Origin of the sequence: Porphyromonas macacae DSM 20710 = JCM 13914 (assembly GCF_000379945.1) — a bacterium.
Taxonomy (GTDB): domain Bacteria; phylum Bacteroidota; class Bacteroidia; order Bacteroidales; family Porphyromonadaceae; genus Porphyromonas; species Porphyromonas macacae.
On sequence record NZ_KB904153.1, the window covers coordinates 83,568 to 100,635 of the forward strand.

The following is a 17,068-nucleotide window of genomic DNA, read 5'->3' on the forward strand; positions in this document are numbered from 1 at the left end:
TCTTCTAAACTATAAAACCGGGGCAGTGTGATGCGTTAGTATAACATTGCCCTTTTTATTTGAGCTTATGAATTGGTTGGATTTATTGATCATTATTATTGTTGGAATATCTGTTTTCCGTGGACTTATTAAAGGCTTGCTTAAAATTTCATTGTTTGTTGCAGGCTTTGTGATAGGAGTAAGAGAGAGTTGGCGTTTAGTACCTTATATATCGGATATTCTTGTCACTCGTTTTAATATCGGAAGTGTTTATCTAAACTATTTATCTTATGCTCTGGCCTTTCTAGGTATTATGTGTATTACCTGGATCATTTCCCTTTTTATCAATAAACTTTCAGGAGAGGGGATTTTGAACCTTATAAACAGATTGCTTGGCGGTTTATGCGGTTTTATCATAAGTGTTTTGTTGATTGGTTATTTAGGTTTCCTGATTGATAAGGTATATCCGATCGGAGTACCTTCTCGAACGACAGCGGAGAATACGAAAAATAAATCAGCCAAGCCTGTCGATGCTCGTTTGCAATCTGAATTGTATCCCAGAATACAAAGTTTTGTTCGAGGACTGGAACTTGATACTTATATGAATGATTGGCGAAAAAATTCGGATAAATAAACATGATAGAAGAGTGTGGCAAAGCTGACAACCTTTGCTTATTATTTATTGTTCAATGTTTGTATATTATATAACTGTTTGGCTTTATGCAAGATGAAAATATTATAGAAGAAGTAACTCGGGGAGAATATAAGTATGGTTTTACCACCGATATTCAAACCGAAACAATTGCTAAAGGCTTGAATGAAGATACCATCCGGCTTATTTCTCAAAAGAAAGAAGAACCTCAGTGGTTATTGGATTTCAGGTTAAAGGCCTTTAGGCATTGGCAAACAATGAAATGCCCTACTTGGGCTCATCTGGATATTCCTGAAATAGACTATCAAGATATAATTTATTATGCAGCACCTAAAAGGAAGAAAAGCCCTAAAAGTTTGGATGAAGTAGATCCGGAACTTTTAGAAACATTCAATAAATTAGGAATTCCTTTGGAAGAACAAAAAATACTGAGTGGTATGGCTGTTGATGCTGTTATGGATAGCGTTTCCGTAAAAACTACATTTAAGGAGAAGTTGGCGGAAAAAGGAGTGATTTTCTGTTCTTTCAGCGAAGCTGTCAAACAGTTCCCCGATTTGGTGAAAAAATACCTTGGGTCAGTCGTTCCACAGAAAGACAATTTTTTTGCAGCCTTAAATTCTGCTGTTTTTAGCGATGGTTCTTTTGTATATGTGCCAAAAGGTGTTCGTTGTCCTATGGAATTGTCTACATATTTCCGAATCAATGCAATGAATACGGGGCAATTTGAGAGAACATTGATCGTAGCCGATGAAGAAGCTTATGTTAGCTATCTGGAAGGATGTACGGCTCCTCAGAGAGATGAAAATCAGTTGCATGCCGCTATTGTGGAGATTATAGTAGAGGCTAATGCCGAAGTAAAGTATTCGACGGTGCAGAATTGGTATCCCGGGGATAAAGAGGGCAAAGGCGGTATCTACAACTTCGTAACCAAAAGAGGTCTTTGTCGAGGTGAAAATTCGAAATTGTCCTGGACACAGGTTGAAACCGGTTCTGCTATTACCTGGAAATATCCCAGTTGTATTCTTAGGGGTGACAATTCCGTAGCCGAGTTTTATTCGGTGGCCGTAACCAATAATTTCCAACAGGCCGATACCGGAACGAAAATGATTCATATCGGTAAAAATACACGTAGCCGCATTGTTTCAAAAGGTATTTCTGCCGGTCGCAGTGAAAATAGCTATCGTGGTCTTGTTCAGATAAATAAAACAGCCGAGAATGCCAAAAACCATTCTCAGTGCGATAGTTTATTGTTGGGCGATAAGTGTGGTGCACATACGTTTCCTTATGCTCAGGTCGATAATGATACAGCCATTATCGAACACGAGGCCACGACCAGTAAAATCAGTGAAGATCAATTATTCTATTGTAATCAGCGAGGCATTGCCACTGAAGAGGCTGTCGGATTGATTGTGAATGGATATGCAAAAGAAGTGATGAATAAGTTGCCGATGGAATTTGCTGTTGAGGCTCAAAAATTGTTGAGTGTTTCCCTCGAAGGCTCTGTTGGATAAACTGTCTATTTAGTATAAGATAATATTGTTGTTAAATGTTAGAAATAAAAGATTTACACGCCTCTATTGGCGACAAAGAAATATTAAAGGGGATAAACCTGTCTGTAAAACCCGGTGAGGTTCATGCCATAATGGGGCCTAATGGATCCGGTAAGAGTACTTTGAGCAGTGTGCTTGTCGGGCATCCGTCATTTACCATAACTCATGGTAGTATTACATTTATGGGCCGGGATCTTTTGGAAATGGATCCGGAGGAGCGAGCTCACTTGGGTATTTTTCTCAGTTTTCAGTATCCCGTAGAAATACCCGGAGTAAGTATGGTCAATTTCATGCGTGCTGCCGTGAATGAGCATCGTAAGGCAACGGGAAAGGAACCTATATCGGCAAGTGAGTTTTTGAAACTCATGCGTGAAAAGCGTGCTATTGTCGAGTTGGACAATAAATTAGCAAGCCGGTCGGTTAATGAAGGTTTTTCCGGGGGAGAGAAAAAAAGAAATGAAATCTTTCAAATGGCTGTTTTAGAACCCAAACTTGCCATTCTCGATGAAACCGATAGCGGTTTGGATATTGATGCCCTTCGCGTGGTAGCAAGAGGTGTAAATGAATTACGCACCCCGGACAATGCAGCCATTGTCATCACTCACTATCAGAGACTGCTGGATTATATAAAACCTGATTTTGTGCATGTTTTATATAAAGGCAAGATTGTTAAAAGCGCAGGCCCGGAACTTGCTCTTGAATTAGAGCAGAAAGGTTACGATTGGATCAAGGAAGAAGCAGGGGAATAATACTATGAACGATAACAATGCGCAGCAATATATCGAACTTTTTCTGGAAAGCACCGATATTTTAACCTCTTCTCTTCCGGTAATCGAACAATCCAGAAAGCAGGCTTTCGATTATTTGCAGAAAGAAGGATTGCCCAGGTTCAAATCCGAAGATTATCAAAGAACCAATATCCCGGTGATTCTGGAAAAAGATTGGGGTATAAATCTTAATCATTTAAATTTCCCGCTAAGAGACATCAAAGGTTTTATGTGCAGTTTGCCGGGCACCGATTCGGGATCACACTGCATCGTCAATGATTCGTATCGTAAAGATTTGAGTCGTATCGAGCATTTACCCGAAGGTGTTTTTGCCGGCAGCCTCATTGAATTCTCTCAGAAGTATCCTGATGTCTTTGAGCGTTATTATGCTTCAATAGCAAAACCCGATCACGATGGTCTCGTGGCTTTGAATACCATGTTTGCTCAGGATGGTTTCGTTCTTTATGTACCTAAAGGGGTAATGATCGAAAGACCGATACAGATTGTACAGTTGCTTAGTAGCAGTGTGCCTTTGATGGCCATCAGACGCAATCTGGTTATCATGGAGGAGGGTAGTGCCGTTAAAATGCTTGCTTGTGAGCATACGTTGGACGACATCGATTTTCTATCTCTCCAGGTCTTTGAGATTTTTGCCGGAGCCAATTCTGACTTTGAGCTTATTGAAATGGAGGAGAGCAGTGCAAAAACCAACCGTATCAGTTCTCTTCACCTCTTGCAGAAAGGTAATTCCAGAGTTACGCTGAATGGTTATACTCTGAATAACGGCCTTAGCCGAAATAACTATTATTGCAAATTTACCGAACCTCATGCCGAACTGGTTCTTGGAGGTTTAGCCATAGGCACCGATAACCAGCATATCGATAACTATACCATCATAGACCATAACGCTACGGATTGCTATACGAATGAATTATTTAAGTATGTTCTTTCAGATACATCTTATGGCGTATTTTCGGGTAGAATTCTCGTAGAGCGCGATGCCCAAAAGACTAAGGCTTATCAGTCTAATCGTAATCTCTTACTTTCCAAAACGGCACGAATGCACAGTAAGCCGCAGCTGGAGATTTACGCCGATGACGTGAAATGTTCGCACGGTATGACTACCGGACAGTTGTCCGACGATGCTTTATTCTATTTGCGTCAGCGCGGTATTCCGTTAAAAGATGCCAGAATGATGCTTAGCATAGCCTTTACGGAGGAGGTCATAAGTCTGGGACACATAGAGGGTGTGCAGGAGCGGTTACATAAGATTATTGAAGCCAGATTTCGCGGAGAATCCTTGCAGTGCAGTCATTGCAATAAGTGTGGAGCCGTTATTCGTTAGGTATTATTCTTCAATTATAGAAAAACTCTTCCGAGGTTGCTGTTGCAATTCGGAAGAGTTTTTTATTTTTCAATCTGAAAATATCAGATTACTGTTCGCTCTCCTAAAGCTTGGGCAAATGCTGCTTTTAATTCGTTCAGTTCTGCAATGTGATGCATCAGCTCTATGATTCGATCATTTTTATTAGACCGCTGTGCTTCTATTATTTCACTCTGTATATCTCTTATTTTTTCCAATATGTAATTGTTTTTGATGTTATAGATCTCTCTTGTAACAAACAAACCCAATTCAAAAGCCTCTTTTTTTTCCTGATTTTCTTTTTTGCCTACCGATACTCTCCCTATACGGTCATATACTTTACTCAACCGGTAACGATCTGTTACCATCTCTACAGCGATGCGGCTGATTTCTGCCGAAGGATGATTGGTAAAGTATTTGACCGTGTCCAGTTGCTGTGCCAGACATACTGAAACGGCTTCATCAAGGATCGTTCTGAAAATGGTAGAGCCGAAAAGAATATCTTCTTCGTATAACTCCTGCCGGATAAAAAGAGAAAGAGGGATGTATTCATCTTCTTCTTTTTCGGCATTTATATGCTCTCCCAATCTTAACAGGGTATTTCCATTCCTTATAATCTGCTTGAGTAACTCAATCTCGTCTTTATTGATTTGCCGGTACGGTTTTTCTGTTTCTGTTGTTTGGAGGGCCACCGGGCTTTCAGCGCCGGTTTCTAACGAGGTCGTTTCCGGCGTTGTTGTTACCTGTGCCGTGTGGCCGGCTTTGCCGTATTGACTTTTCTTACGTTGTTCTCTGCGTTTTTTAACTTCCGACAGTAGCAGTTGTTCGTCTATTTCAAGTCTTTGGCTGGTCGATTGCACATATACGGCTCTTTCTATCGGTTCCGGAATTAAAGCGATACTTTGCACAATGTCACTGATCAGCTCTGCGCGTTTGATCGGATCATTGCTGCTATCTGCCAGAAGAATCGACGTTTTGAAACTGATAAAATCGACTTCGGATTTTTTAATAAAATCATTAAACTCCTCTGCTGTATGTGATTGGGCAAAAGAGTCCGGATCCTCTCCATCCGGCAGTAAAACCACCTTTATATGCAGCCCTTCTTCCAGCAGCAGATCTATTCCTCTTAGTGCAGCTTTAATACCTGCAGCATCTCCGTCGTACAATACGGTAATGTTTTCGGTGAAGCGATGCAGAAGTTTTATTTGCTGGGTTGTGAGGGCTGTTCCGGATGATGAAACCACGTTTTCTATTCCCGACTGGCACATACTCAGTACATCCATGTAGCCTTCGACCAGAAAACACTTATTTTCTCTTGTAATGGATCGCTTTGCCTGATATAAACCGTATAGTTCTCTGCTTTTACTGTAAATGAGATTTTCGGGAGAGTTGACATATTTTGCCGTTTTGTCCTTTTTACCCAAAATTCGCCCTCCGAAAGCCACTATTTTTCCGCTAATCGTATAGACCGGAAAAATAACTCTTCCTCTAAATCGGTCTACAGTGTTTTTGTTGTCTTCATATTTGATCGAAAGTCCCGATTCGATAAGATATTTCTCCTGATACCCGTTTTTTAAGGCCTCTTCGGTCAGTGCCGTTCTCGATTCCGGAGAATACCCTAAACCGAATTGCTTGAGAGTATCCACTCTCAAACCTCGTTCCAAAAAATAGGATAAACCGATGTTTTTCCCCTCTTCTGTTTCAAAAAGTTGATTTTGGAAAAATTTCCCGGCAAACTCATTGACTATAAAAAGACTTTCCCGTTCATTTGCTTTGGCTTTTTCTTCTTCGGTTTCCTCTCGTTCTTCTATCGGAATGTTGTATTTATGAGCCAGAAATTTCAATGCCCCCACATAGTCCAGCTGTTCGTGCTTCATGATGAAATGCAAAGGCGTACCGCCTTCGCCGCAAGAAAAGCATTTGCAGATATTCTTAGACGGGGATACGTAGAATGACGGATTACGGTCGCTGTGGAACGGGCAAAGCCCCACATAGTTGATACCGCGTTTTCGCAGGTTGACGAAATCGCTTACAACATCGACGATGTTAGCCGAATCTAATATTTTTTGAACGGTTGATTGATCTATCACAATTACAAAGAAAAAGGATTTTTCCTTAGATATTCATTGGCTTTTTGCAAATCCTCCGCGGTATCTATTCCGATAGTGGCCGTATCGGTGATACCCACATTGATGCAGAAGTTGTTTTCCAGCCATCGCAGTTGTTCCAGACTTTCCGCCTGTTCCAATGTCGAGGGTGAAAGGAGACCTAATTGCGGTAAAACATTTGAGCGGAATGCATACATACCGATGTGTCGCAGATAAGTATGGTGCCTGCACCACTCTTTGTCTTCACCTCTTTGATAGGGGATGGGGTGACGGCTGAAATAGAGTGCACGTCCCTGTATATCCCTTACCACTTTTACCTGATTGGGGTTAAAGAGTTGTTCATTGCTCGTGTCTTCCGGATAGGCTTCTGCCAGAGTGGCGATGTCTACCTGTTTTTCATGGAACAGCGAAATAAGCAGTTTTATTTGATCGGGTCTGATAAATGGTTCATCTCCCTGCAGATTGATAATGATTTCTTCATTCTTTCCGGCCAAATTAAAGGCTTCTATGCACCTGTCCGTACCGCTTCTGTGAGTGGGAGCCGTCATAACCGCCTCGCTGCCGAAAGAGCGGACTGTCTCGAAAATCCTTTCATCGTCCGTGGCTACCACCACGCGTGACACGCAACTCTCCGCACGTTTCACCACATGCTCGATAACCGGTCTGCCACCTAAACTGGCCAGAGGTTTTCCGGGGAAACGGGTCGATGCATAACGCGCCGGTATGATTGCTATAACCGATCTTTCCATATTTGATTTCTATAATATTCAAAGGTACTATATTTGCACTTATATGAATAAAATATTTAATCTTATTTATGAAAACCCTGGTTATTATCACCCATCCCGATTTGAAGAATTCCGTTATCAATAGACGTTGGAAAGAGGAAGTGGAAAAGAATGCCCGAATCGGTATCAGATGCATCTGCGATTTGTATCCCGATGGTGTTATAGATGTGGAAACCGAGCATAAGATTCTTGAGCAGTACGATAGAATTGTTTTCCAATATCCTTTATACTGGTACAGCGCTCCTTTTATGCTTAAAAAATATATGGATGATGTGTTTACCGATGGTTGGGCTTATGGTGCCGGTGGCGATAAAATGGAGGGAAAAGAAATCGGTGCAGCCGTTTCTTGCGGCAGTGCGGAATCGGCTTTTGTCGAAGGTGGAGCGCAATGCCATTCATTAGCTCATTATTTGGGCGTTTTCGATGGCATAGCAGCTTTTCTGAGGGCTAAGTACATCGGATATTTTGCTTTTTACGATACTTACAATCCCGAGGCTTTACTCTCTTTGGATGACAATGCAAAAAAATATTTGCATTGGTTAGTGAACAAATAACCGGTAAACTTTTTTATATTAAAAAATATTCAAAAAGCAATAAAAAACGAAAAGTTATGAAAATCAAAGCCGAAGTTAAATCTGCCTTTATAGCAGGAGCCTCACTATTATTTTTGGTTTTGGCAGGATACAATTTCAGTAAAGAAGCAAAAGCCGAAACCGTACCGTTTCAGTCTGCTTCATCTCTCTCTTCAGAAGACAGTTCGATTAAATATGTCAATGCCGATTATTTTCGGAAGAATATTTTTGACTATAGCGCAAGTCCGAACAAATTTGTTTATAAAGGGGATAAGCCCGCAATCGTAGACTTTTATGCCGACTGGTGCGGTCCTTGCCGCCAGTTGAGCCCCAAGTTGGAAGAAGTGGCCAAGAAATATAAAGGTAAATTGATTGTGTACAAAGTCAATATCGACAACGAAACCGAGCTTGCACGCATATTTGGCGTTCGGAGCATTCCTATGTGTCTTTTTATTCCTAAAAACGGAACTCCGATTCAAACGATGGGTAATCTGCCGATGAATGAAATAGAGAAAACAATAGCCCAAATTATGTAATGGTCAGCATTTCGGATGGAGCAGGGGAGAGTTTGCTCCATTTGGATGATATGACAGTCAGAGGTATGTCAGAGGTTTGAAGACTGATGACATGCCTCTTTTCTTTATGATGATTTCGTGTAACCGGGAGTTATCAAGGTGGTTGAATTTTCTCTGCCTGACGGATAAAAATCCGTAGCGCTACGGATTTTCAACGAAGTTAACTTGGATTTTTTTTCTTTGCCTGAAGAATTTTCAACCGTCAGGCAGAGATTGACGTGTACTGAAAAAAGTTGACACTCGGGGCGGTTAAGTTTGCGATTAAATTTACACTGTTTTTTCTAAAAACCATTTCAGGTTGACACACTTTTTGTTTTAGGACGGCTTTGGGTTTACACCGACCGAATGCCTTCTCTTTAAGGCATTCATTTTGCGGTACAATCCGGGAGCGATTCGGGGGAGCTCCTCTTCGGGGGTTAACAAAGGATTTTGGGCCTTTGAGTCGAGAATCTGCATCGGGGTTTTAGCCCCGAGAGCTTGATGCGGGCGCGCCCGGTTGTACATACGGATGGCTCCCTCGACCGATAGCTCAGCCTCCCGGAAAGACTGCTGCTCATGGGAGATACGTCACGTCAAACTGACAACAATTGTTTCTTTACATGAACTTTATCGAAAGTTATTTATAAGATACAAATGAAAACACCCCAAAAGTCAATAAAGAACTTTTGGGGTGTTTTTCAATGCTTTGAAAGTTATGCTATGTTGAAATCTATTTTATTTGTTTTTATTTTTTGAGATTGTTTTCAACATTTCATCCACAGCCCTTCTCAATTGTATATCTTCTCCTTTAATATAATTTTCCGGAGTATTCAGAATAAGGATATCTGGTTGCAGTTCAAGGTTTTCCAAAGCACGTCCTTGCATATCTTTTACCGTAACTTGCGGGATACCGAATACAATTCTCGGATCAATTTGATTTTCCCACCATACAGCCGTCATTGTGCCGGGTACCGGTGCTCCGATAAGTTTGCCCAAACCGAGTTCTTTATAAACCCATGGGAAGCCATGGCCGTTGCTGTAATTCCCTTCACTCATCAGCACACAGCTCGGTTTTGTCCATTGCATGAATGGGTCTTTGCCGATAAACGTTCCGCGAGGATCGAATGTGGCATAGGTTTTTCCGCTTAGCAGGTGGACAAGATCTTCGTGCAACCATCCGCCACCATTGTATCTGGTATCTACAACCACAGCTTCACAGTTTCGATACTTACCCATCAAATCTTTGAAAACTTCGCGGAAACTCGGGCTGTTCATGGCGCGTACGTAAACGTATCCTACTTTTCCCTTACTCCATTCTTTTACCTTGTCTTCACGTTGTTTCAGCCAACGGCGATAGAGTAGCTCCAGCTCCTCTCCCTGACTGATGAGTTTGACAACCTGTTCGACTTGCTTACCGGTTTTCGGATCTCGTGCCGTTATCAACATACGTTTGTTTACTTTACCATTGAGTAAAGGTTCGATGGCTTTGCCTTTTTTGATCGTTTCTCCATCGATTTGTTCGATAATCATGCCTTCTTTGATTTTGCTACCGGCAAAACGCAGAGGGCTGCCTATCATCAGCTCCTGAATTAACAGACCGTCTTCACGATGGTTCGGATCAAAGAAAGCTCCGAAGCAAGCTGTTTGTTGTGCTGTGTTTGCTCCTCTATAACGTGCTCCTGTGTGAGAGGCATTCAATTCGCCCAACAGTTCACTGAGCATTTCCGCAAAGTCGTAATTGTTGTTGATGTGGTTTAAGAAACGGCCATAAGTTTTCTTGTAATAATCCCAATCCACACCATGGAGTTTAACATCGTAGAACTTGTCTTTTACTTGTTGCCAGGCGTGGTTGAACATATATTCGCGCTCTTCGGCTGCCTTATGTTCGAACGGAGCAGAAAAATTGATGGCTTTTATTTTACCGTTTTCATATTTCTTTATACCCATTCCCGAAGCTATATAGAGTATCTTTCCCTCTTTATCCATCGTAAGCGACCCCGGTCCTATATTCGGTGCAACGATCTTGGTCGATTGCTCCAGAAGATCTTTTTCCCATAAATCGTAGGAACGCTCATAACGGGCGATGTAATATATTTTAGTGCCCTCTTTGTTGATTATTCCGTCTGAAATGGATCCTGATGTACGGGTCAACCGCATCGTCATGAAGTCTCTGTTATCAAGATCGAACTTCAGTTCTTTATTTTTTTCTTTTTTGCTTTCGTCAGAAGGTTTCTTGGATTTTTCTTTTTTCGCTTTTTTATCCTTTTTTCCGGTTTCTTTTTCTTCTTTCTTTTCTTTCTCTTCTAATTCTTTAATGGATTTTTTTATCGCACGTTCTTCTTTGCTAAGGTTGAAGTCATCGTAAGCCTGTTTATCTAAAAACATCAGGTACATATCTCCCTGTGCACCCCAGCTTCCGTGGCTTCTGTAACCTGCACGGTCCGAATAAAACATAATGGCTTTTCCATCCAAAATCCATTTGCCGCTCACATCCGTATATCCGCTTTCTGTAAGGTTGTGCGTTTTACCGCTTCCATCTGCTTTGATGATGGCGCAGTCTTTATGGTTCCAACCACCGATACCGATATAGTCCGTCAGTATCCACTTGCCATCAGGACTCCATTGGAAATGTTGGTCGCCATCAGAGTATGAGTAGTTGTATTTGGCATCCATTACTTTTCTGGTTTTACCGGTTTCCAGGTTGTAGACCATAATGGCCGACCGGTTCTCCAGAAAAGCGATTTCTTTGCCATCGGGGCTGAACAGAGGAGAGAATGAAGGTACGTTTGTTTTGGTCAGTTGAGTTTCTTTCAATTCACGGGCATAGCAGAAAAGTGGGTCGTCTTTACGAACAAGTTCGGTCATATAAATATTCCAGTTCCCGTCTCTTTCGGCTGAGTAGATAATTTTACGGCCGTCAGGACTGAAGTCTACATTTCTTTCTTGAGTTGCCGTGTTTGTTATCCTTTTGGTTGTTCCAAACTCGATATTGGCCACATATACTTCTCCTCTGGCTACAAAGGCTATTTCTTTTCCGTTTGGAGAAACAGCCGCAGATGAAACTCCGCCGGTCAAATTGGAGTATTTAATATTATTGTCTTCAGAATCGGAGAAGATTTCGATATTTACTTTTTGAGGCTTACTGTTGCCTGAGAGCGTATAGATTTCACCATCGTATGTGAAACAGAGTGTTCCTGTATTTGCAACCGTCAGGAATCGAACGGGATTTTTTTTGAAGTCTGTAATCGGTGTAGCCTTGGCAGATGGGTTTGCCAGGTTCTTATAAAAAACATTGAAGCTACCGTTTTCTTCCGATAAGTAATAAAAGCCTTCATTATTGGGAGACCATACCGCATTTCTGTCTTCTCCTCTGAAAGAGGTCAGCTTTGTAAACTGATTTTTGTTGTTTTTTAACCAGATATCCCTGCTGATGGAAGCTTCCTCATGTTTTCTCCAAGGATCTTCATAGCCTTTTTTGTCTGTATATAAAATTCCTTTTTTTCCGATAGACATTTGCTCCATGGTCAGGGAACTGAAAAGCTCGGGGCGACCTCCTTTTATGTGAATCTTATAGATTTGCGGAAACATGGTGGACGGAAACTGATCGAATAGTTTATCCGGCATGACGTAGGTTCTAAAAAGAATGTGATCGCTGTCAAGGAATGCTTCCGGAGTTTCATTTCCGCTGTGGAATGTCAATCTTTTGGGTGTGCCCCCATTTATCGAAATGGTATAAATATCAAAACTTCCTTCTCTGTCCGATGAAAATGCTATCGTTTTACCATCCGGACTCCAAACAGGGTTTGTATCATGGCCTTTATTGGCTGTTAGTTGGTTGGCTTTACCACCGCCGGCAGGAACGGTGTAAATATCTCCTTTGTAACAGAAAACAATGGTATTGCCATCCGGTGAGATGGCAGCATAGCGTAGCCATAGTGGATTATTGGCTGCTACCATTAATCCCGCAGAAAGAAAGTACAGCAGGATTGTGAAGATTTTTTTTTTCATCGGTTTATTTTGAATTATAATTAATAAGAAAGTGTTGTTTTTTGTGTAATGTAGGATATTTGACTCTACGGTATATGGTCCTTTTGTGGAGTATCGTATTGTTCCTGAAGTTTAAACAGTTCCTGATGCAAACTATCCCTTACAGAGCGGTATTTAGGATTATCGTATTCGTTTTTTAACTCGTCCGGATCTTTACGGAGATCAAAAAGCTCCCATTTATCGATGTCATTATAGAAATGAATCAGTTTATATCTTTCTGTGCGAATACCATAGTGTTTTTTTACGGCATGCTCAGCCGGATATTCAAAAAAATGATAGTAAAGTCCTTTCCTTTTCCATTTTTTATCGGCTTTATCATTCAACAGCAAAGGCTTTAAGGACACGCCTTGCATATCTTTTGGAACAGTTATTCCCGCCAAATCGAGAAAAGTAGGAGCAAGGTCTATATTTTGAACCATAATATCGACAGTCCCTCTTCTTTCAAGCCCTTCAGGCAGATGCATAACGAGAGGTGTTCTCATGGATTCTTCATACATGAATCGCTTGTCGAACCAGCCATGTTCTCCCATATAAAAACCTTGATCGGAAGTATAGACAACCAGGGTGTTATCCAGCAGAGCATTCTTTTCCAGATAGTCCAGTACTTTCCCGATATTTCTATCCAGCGATGCAATGACTTTCATATAGTCTTTCATGTATCGTTGATATTTCCATTCGGCAAGTTCCTTACCTTTTAGCTTTTTATTGTAAAAAACTCCGGCTATCGGCCGGTATAAAGAATCGAACTTTGCTTTGATATCGGGCTTAAGCCGCCCGTGAATACCCTCGGTATCGTTATTGGATGAATATGCTCTGCCCAAGCCGTCTGTTTCCATTCCCGGCAGATACATTTTGAGATCATATACCGGATCCATATCCTTGTATATACTCATTTCCTGCTGCGCGGCAGCTTCCCGTCCTTCATAATTATCGTAAAAAGTGTTGGGTATCGAGATCTCTTTTTCCTCAAACAGATTGAGATCAAGAGTGTCTGCCATCCAGTTCCTGTGTGCAGCTTTATGGTGGATAAACAGAGCAAAAGGCTTTTGAGGGTCTCGTTTTTCGAGCCAATCAAGTCCCATATCTGTTACCACATCTGTTACATAGCCTTCTATTCGTGCGGTATCTGCTTCTCCATGCTTGCCGGGGAAAATAAATCGTGAATCATAGTAATCTCCCTGTCCCGGGAAAATACTCCATTTATCAAAACCTTGCGGTAAAGATTCGAGGTGCCATTTACCGAAGATTGCCGTAGTATATCCGTTTGCCTGTAAAATTTTAGGCATTGTCTGCTGATTTCCGTCAAAGGCTGTTTCATTGTTCAGTTTGCCATTTATGTGGCTGTGTTTGCCTGTGAGCATACAGGCACGGCTGGGGCCGGAAATCGAGTTAGCTACAAAACTCCGATCGAATTTTACTCCATCATTGGCAATACGATCGATGTTGGGTGTTTCCATATATCTTTTATCATAACAGCCAATCATCTGATAGGCATGATCGTCGGACATGATAAAGACAATATTATAGGGATGCCCGGCCGTTTGAGCCACTTTATTACCTTGCCTGCATGAAGGTAGTAAAGCGGCACAAACAGTAAGTCCTGTGAAGCAAATAAGAGATCGCTTCTGTTCCATTTTAAGGTTTACTCTTTATAGAATCGTTCTTTAATGGCTTTTTCCAACATGGGTCTGAAATCCGGATGAGCGATGTTTTTAAGAGCTTCCGCCCTTTCTTTCAGAGTTTTCCCACGCAAGTGGGCTATTCCATATTCGGTTACCATATAATCAACATCGTTTCTCATGGAGGTTACAGTTGCTCCTTCTTTCAGCAAGGGTTGGATACGGCTTTCTGCACCTTTTTTCGCTGTTGAAGGAAAAGCTAAAATGGAGATACCGTTTTTAGCTCTGGTTGCTCCTCGTAAATAGTCCACTTGCCCTCCGGAACCGCTAAACTGTCTGTGTCCGATAGATTCGGAAGCTACTTGTCCCATCAGGTCCACTTCGATACAAGAGTTGATGGATACCATATTATCATTTTGGGCAATAATAAAAGGATCGTTCGTGTAATCGACAGGATATGCTTCAATAGTAGGGTTATGGTCTAAAAACTCGTATAATTCTTTCGAGCCTGAAATTAAAGTCGTTATTACTTTTTCAGGATTCAATGTTTTCTTTTTACCGTTGATTACTCCGGACTTGAGCATGTGCATAACTCCGTCTGTAAACATTTCCGTATGGATACCTAAATCTTTATGATTCTTCAGGCATTGTAAAACGGCGTCGGGAATGGCTCCGATTCCTAATTGCAGGGTTGCTCCGTCGTTAATCAGAGCCGCACAGTTTTTACCGATAGCCATTTCGGTTTCACCGATGGGAGGGCAGGGGATTTCGATGAGAGGTTCATCCACTTCGACGATATAGTGGATATCTGAAACATGAATGAAATTGTCCCCTCCGATGTATGGCATTTGTTTGTTTACTTCTGCTATAACCACCTTTGCATTATCCGCAGCTGCTTTGGTGTAGTCATTGGAGATACCGAACGAACAATATCCGTTTTCATCGGGTTCGGAAACTTGTACGATAGCTACGTCGACGGGAAAATATCCCAACCGGAATAGATCCGGAACCTGGTGAAAGTGACAGGGCATGAACTGTACCCATTTTTCATCGAAACCCGGACGAGAATTGCCTTCGAGGAAATTCAATATGGGAGTCAGGTGATCTTTCATTTCGGGGCGAAGATGCCATGCTGTGCCGAAAAACAACATATGAAAGACTTTGAGGTCTTTGAAATATTCACGGTTGTCGTATAATGCTTTTGAAATTCGAATAGGAGCTGCAGCCGCATGTCCGAAAACTAAATTATTTCCTGATTTTATGCCTTTGACAACAGCTTCGTTGGCTGTTACTAATCGCTCTTTGTAAGAGGTTTCCCAGTATTTTGCCATCGTTTAAATGAGATTATTTAAGGTTATAAAAAAATCATCGTTCCTGAATTCAGGAACGATGACAAAAATAATGATTTTACTTAAATAAAGCGTTGCAAAGCCCTATATAAGTGGGTTTTAACCTAAATAAGGCTTAAGCAGTTGACACTTCTCACTTGAACGCAGTTTTCTGATAGCTTTTTCCTTAATCTGTCTTACACGTTCACGTGTTAATCCGAATTGATCTCCGATTTCTTCCAGTGTCATTTCCTGACTGTCTCCGATACCGAAGAATAGCTTGATAATTTCCGCTTCTCTTTCCGAGAGAGCACTCAATACATTGTCGATTTCTTTTGCCAGCGATTCGTCCATCAATGTACTGTCGGCATTGGGGGAGTCTTCATTGGGCATCACATCCAGCAGGCTGTTATCCTCTCCCTCAACGAAAGGAGCATCCATAGATATATGTCTGCCGGCTACTTTCATGGTATCGGAGATTTTATCTTCTGCTATGTCAAGTTCTTTTGCCAATTCTGTGCTCGATGGTTTTCTTTCGTGCTCCTGTTCGAACTTTTGTAAGGCCTTTGTGATTTTGTTGAGTGTTCCTACCTGATTTAACGGTAGTCTGACAATCCGTGATTGTTCTGCAAGAGCTTGAAGAATGGATTGACGAATCCACCAAACAGCATATGAAATAAACTTAAAACCGCGAGTCTCATCAAATTTTTCTGCGGCTTTAATCAATCCCAAGTTTCCTTCATTAATTAAATCCGGCAGACTTAAGCCTTGATTTTGATACTGTTTTGCCACGGATACCACGAAGCGTAGATTTGCCCTTGTCAGTTTTTCCAAAGCTCTGCGGTCGCCACGTTTAATGGCTTGTGCCAATTCAACTTCCTCTTCTACAGTAATCAGATCTTCACGTCCAATTTCCTGAAGATATTTATCCAAAGACGCACTTTCGCGGTTGGTAATCGATTTTGAAATCTTTAGCTGCCTCATTTACTGCTCATTTTATGCTATAAGGAGTGCAAAATTACTAAATTATATTTAATGCCGCTCTTTATTGCTTTTGTTTGAGTTATAAAACGATAAGGTCGCCATCCTGAACAAAAACAGAAAAAGGGTATAAATATATTTTTCCTAAAACAAGGAAATAATGTGATTCGGTTTGATTTAGAGAACAATTCTGAATGTTGGTTAGTTTGAGTTAAAATCTACAGTAGTATAGTATGTCCTTCATCGGAGGTGGTCGTCTAACCCTTGAATTTATCTCTTACATAAAAATTATGAACAACAGATACTCCTTTTGACTGTTGTTTGCATACTAAACTGCTTTTAGTTTATTTTTGTTCACTGATCCGGTTTTATTCGATTATCAAAAAAATATTTGAGGAGAATAAAGAAGATGAAAAGGATATTTCGCAAGCATGATTTTTAAGGAGGGAAATAAATTCAAATAATCAACTTATTAGGGGGCTGTGTCAAAATTCATTTTTGGGGCAGCCTCCTTTTTTTATTCCTCATCCAACGACAAAGCCCCAACTTTCACAAGCTAGGGCTTCGTTCGTTCACTAAGTTTGAGTAACTTAGCAAATATCAATTACTTAATGAATACAAAGTTACACTTTCGTCCTTACATATCCGACCCCATCCTGCTATTTCCTGCAGAACTTGGTCAAGATATTGATGCCAATGACCCTGTGCGCCTGGTCAACAGCATTGTAGATTCGCTGAATTTAGAATCAATCCAAGGTCT

Annotated in this window: 13 protein-coding genes; 6 read left to right on the forward strand and 7 right to left on the reverse strand. The window is 41.1% G+C overall.

Annotation, left to right across the window (positions count from 1 at the left end; translation table 11 throughout):
• Window positions 1-67 precede the first annotated feature (67 nt).
• The 4 genes from A3GI_RS0109725 to sufD all read left to right on the forward strand — a co-directional run bounded on the left by A3GI_RS0109725 (window position 68) and on the right by sufD (window position 4,293).
• Complete coding sequence (locus A3GI_RS0109725) at window positions 68-613, forward strand: CvpA family protein (protein ID WP_018361261.1); 546 nt, start codon at window positions 68-70, stop codon at window positions 611-613.
• Between the two features lie 86 nt (window positions 614-699).
• The gene (sufB, locus tag A3GI_RS0109730) at window positions 700-2,142 is read left to right on the forward strand and encodes a Fe-S cluster assembly protein SufB (RefSeq protein ID WP_018361262.1); all 1,443 of its coding nucleotides are present in this window, start codon (window positions 700-702) and stop codon (window positions 2,140-2,142) included.
• Between the two features lie 35 nt (window positions 2,143-2,177).
• Window positions 2,178-2,930 carry a Fe-S cluster assembly ATPase SufC gene (gene sufC, locus A3GI_RS0109735; protein WP_018361263.1) on the forward strand — a complete coding sequence of 251 codons (753 nt, stop codon included), beginning with the start codon at window positions 2,178-2,180 and terminating at the stop codon, window positions 2,928-2,930.
• 4 nt (window positions 2,931-2,934) lie between these two features.
• A complete protein-coding gene (gene sufD / locus A3GI_RS0109740; RefSeq protein WP_018361264.1) occupies window positions 2,935-4,293 on the forward strand; it encodes a Fe-S cluster assembly protein SufD in 1,359 nt (452 codons plus the stop codon).
• A gap of 83 nt (window positions 4,294-4,376) precedes the next feature.
• Here the strand turns inward: sufD and dnaG are convergent, their stop codons facing one another.
• Complete coding sequence (gene dnaG, locus A3GI_RS0109745) at window positions 4,377-6,401, reverse strand: DNA primase (protein ID WP_018361265.1); 2,025 nt, start codon at window positions 6,399-6,401, stop codon at window positions 4,377-4,379.
• A gap of 2 nt (window positions 6,402-6,403) precedes the next feature.
• Entirely contained in the window at window positions 6,404-7,168 is a 765-nt protein-coding gene (gene kdsB / locus A3GI_RS0109750) for a 3-deoxy-manno-octulosonate cytidylyltransferase (protein ID WP_018361266.1), read from the reverse strand.
• 68 nt (window positions 7,169-7,236) lie between these two features.
• Between kdsB and A3GI_RS0109755 the strand changes: the two genes are divergently transcribed.
• Both A3GI_RS0109755 and A3GI_RS0109760 read left to right on the forward strand, forming a co-directional pair.
• The gene (locus A3GI_RS0109755) at window positions 7,237-7,761 is read left to right on the forward strand and encodes an NAD(P)H-dependent oxidoreductase (protein ID WP_018361267.1); all 525 of its coding nucleotides are present in this window, start codon (window positions 7,237-7,239) and stop codon (window positions 7,759-7,761) included.
• Window positions 7,762-7,817: 56 nt separating this feature from the next.
• Window positions 7,818-8,315 carry a thioredoxin family protein gene (locus tag A3GI_RS0109760; protein WP_036852690.1) on the forward strand — a complete coding sequence of 166 codons (498 nt, stop codon included), beginning with the start codon at window positions 7,818-7,820 and terminating at the stop codon, window positions 8,313-8,315.
• A 354-nt stretch (window positions 8,316-8,669) separates the two neighbouring features.
• On the opposite strand, the gene A3GI_RS11545 is transcribed toward A3GI_RS0109760, so the two are convergent.
• From A3GI_RS11545 to A3GI_RS0109780, 5 genes are all read right to left on the reverse strand, one after another.
• Window positions 8,670-8,918 (reverse strand): integrase core domain-containing protein, encoded by a 249-nt coding sequence (locus tag A3GI_RS11545; protein WP_081612830.1) that lies wholly within the window; start codon window positions 8,916-8,918, stop codon window positions 8,670-8,672.
• Window positions 8,919-9,068: 150 nt separating this feature from the next.
• Complete coding sequence (locus tag A3GI_RS0109765; protein WP_018361269.1) at window positions 9,069-12,341, reverse strand: S41 family peptidase; 3,273 nt, start codon at window positions 12,339-12,341, stop codon at window positions 9,069-9,071.
• 65 nt (window positions 12,342-12,406) lie between these two features.
• Window positions 12,407-14,014, reverse strand: coding sequence for a sulfatase family protein (locus A3GI_RS0109770; protein ID WP_018361270.1), 1,608 nt, complete (start codon window positions 14,012-14,014; stop codon window positions 12,407-12,409).
• An 8-nt stretch (window positions 14,015-14,022) separates the two neighbouring features.
• Window positions 14,023-15,330, reverse strand: coding sequence for an acetyl-CoA hydrolase/transferase family protein (locus tag A3GI_RS0109775; protein ID WP_018361271.1), 1,308 nt, complete (start codon window positions 15,328-15,330; stop codon window positions 14,023-14,025).
• 117 nt (window positions 15,331-15,447) lie between these two features.
• On the reverse strand, window positions 15,448-16,311 hold the full coding sequence (locus A3GI_RS0109780; RefSeq protein ID WP_018361272.1) for a sigma-70 family RNA polymerase sigma factor: 864 nt from the start codon (window positions 16,309-16,311) through the stop codon (window positions 15,448-15,450).
• Between the last annotated feature and the right edge of the window lie 757 nt (window positions 16,312-17,068).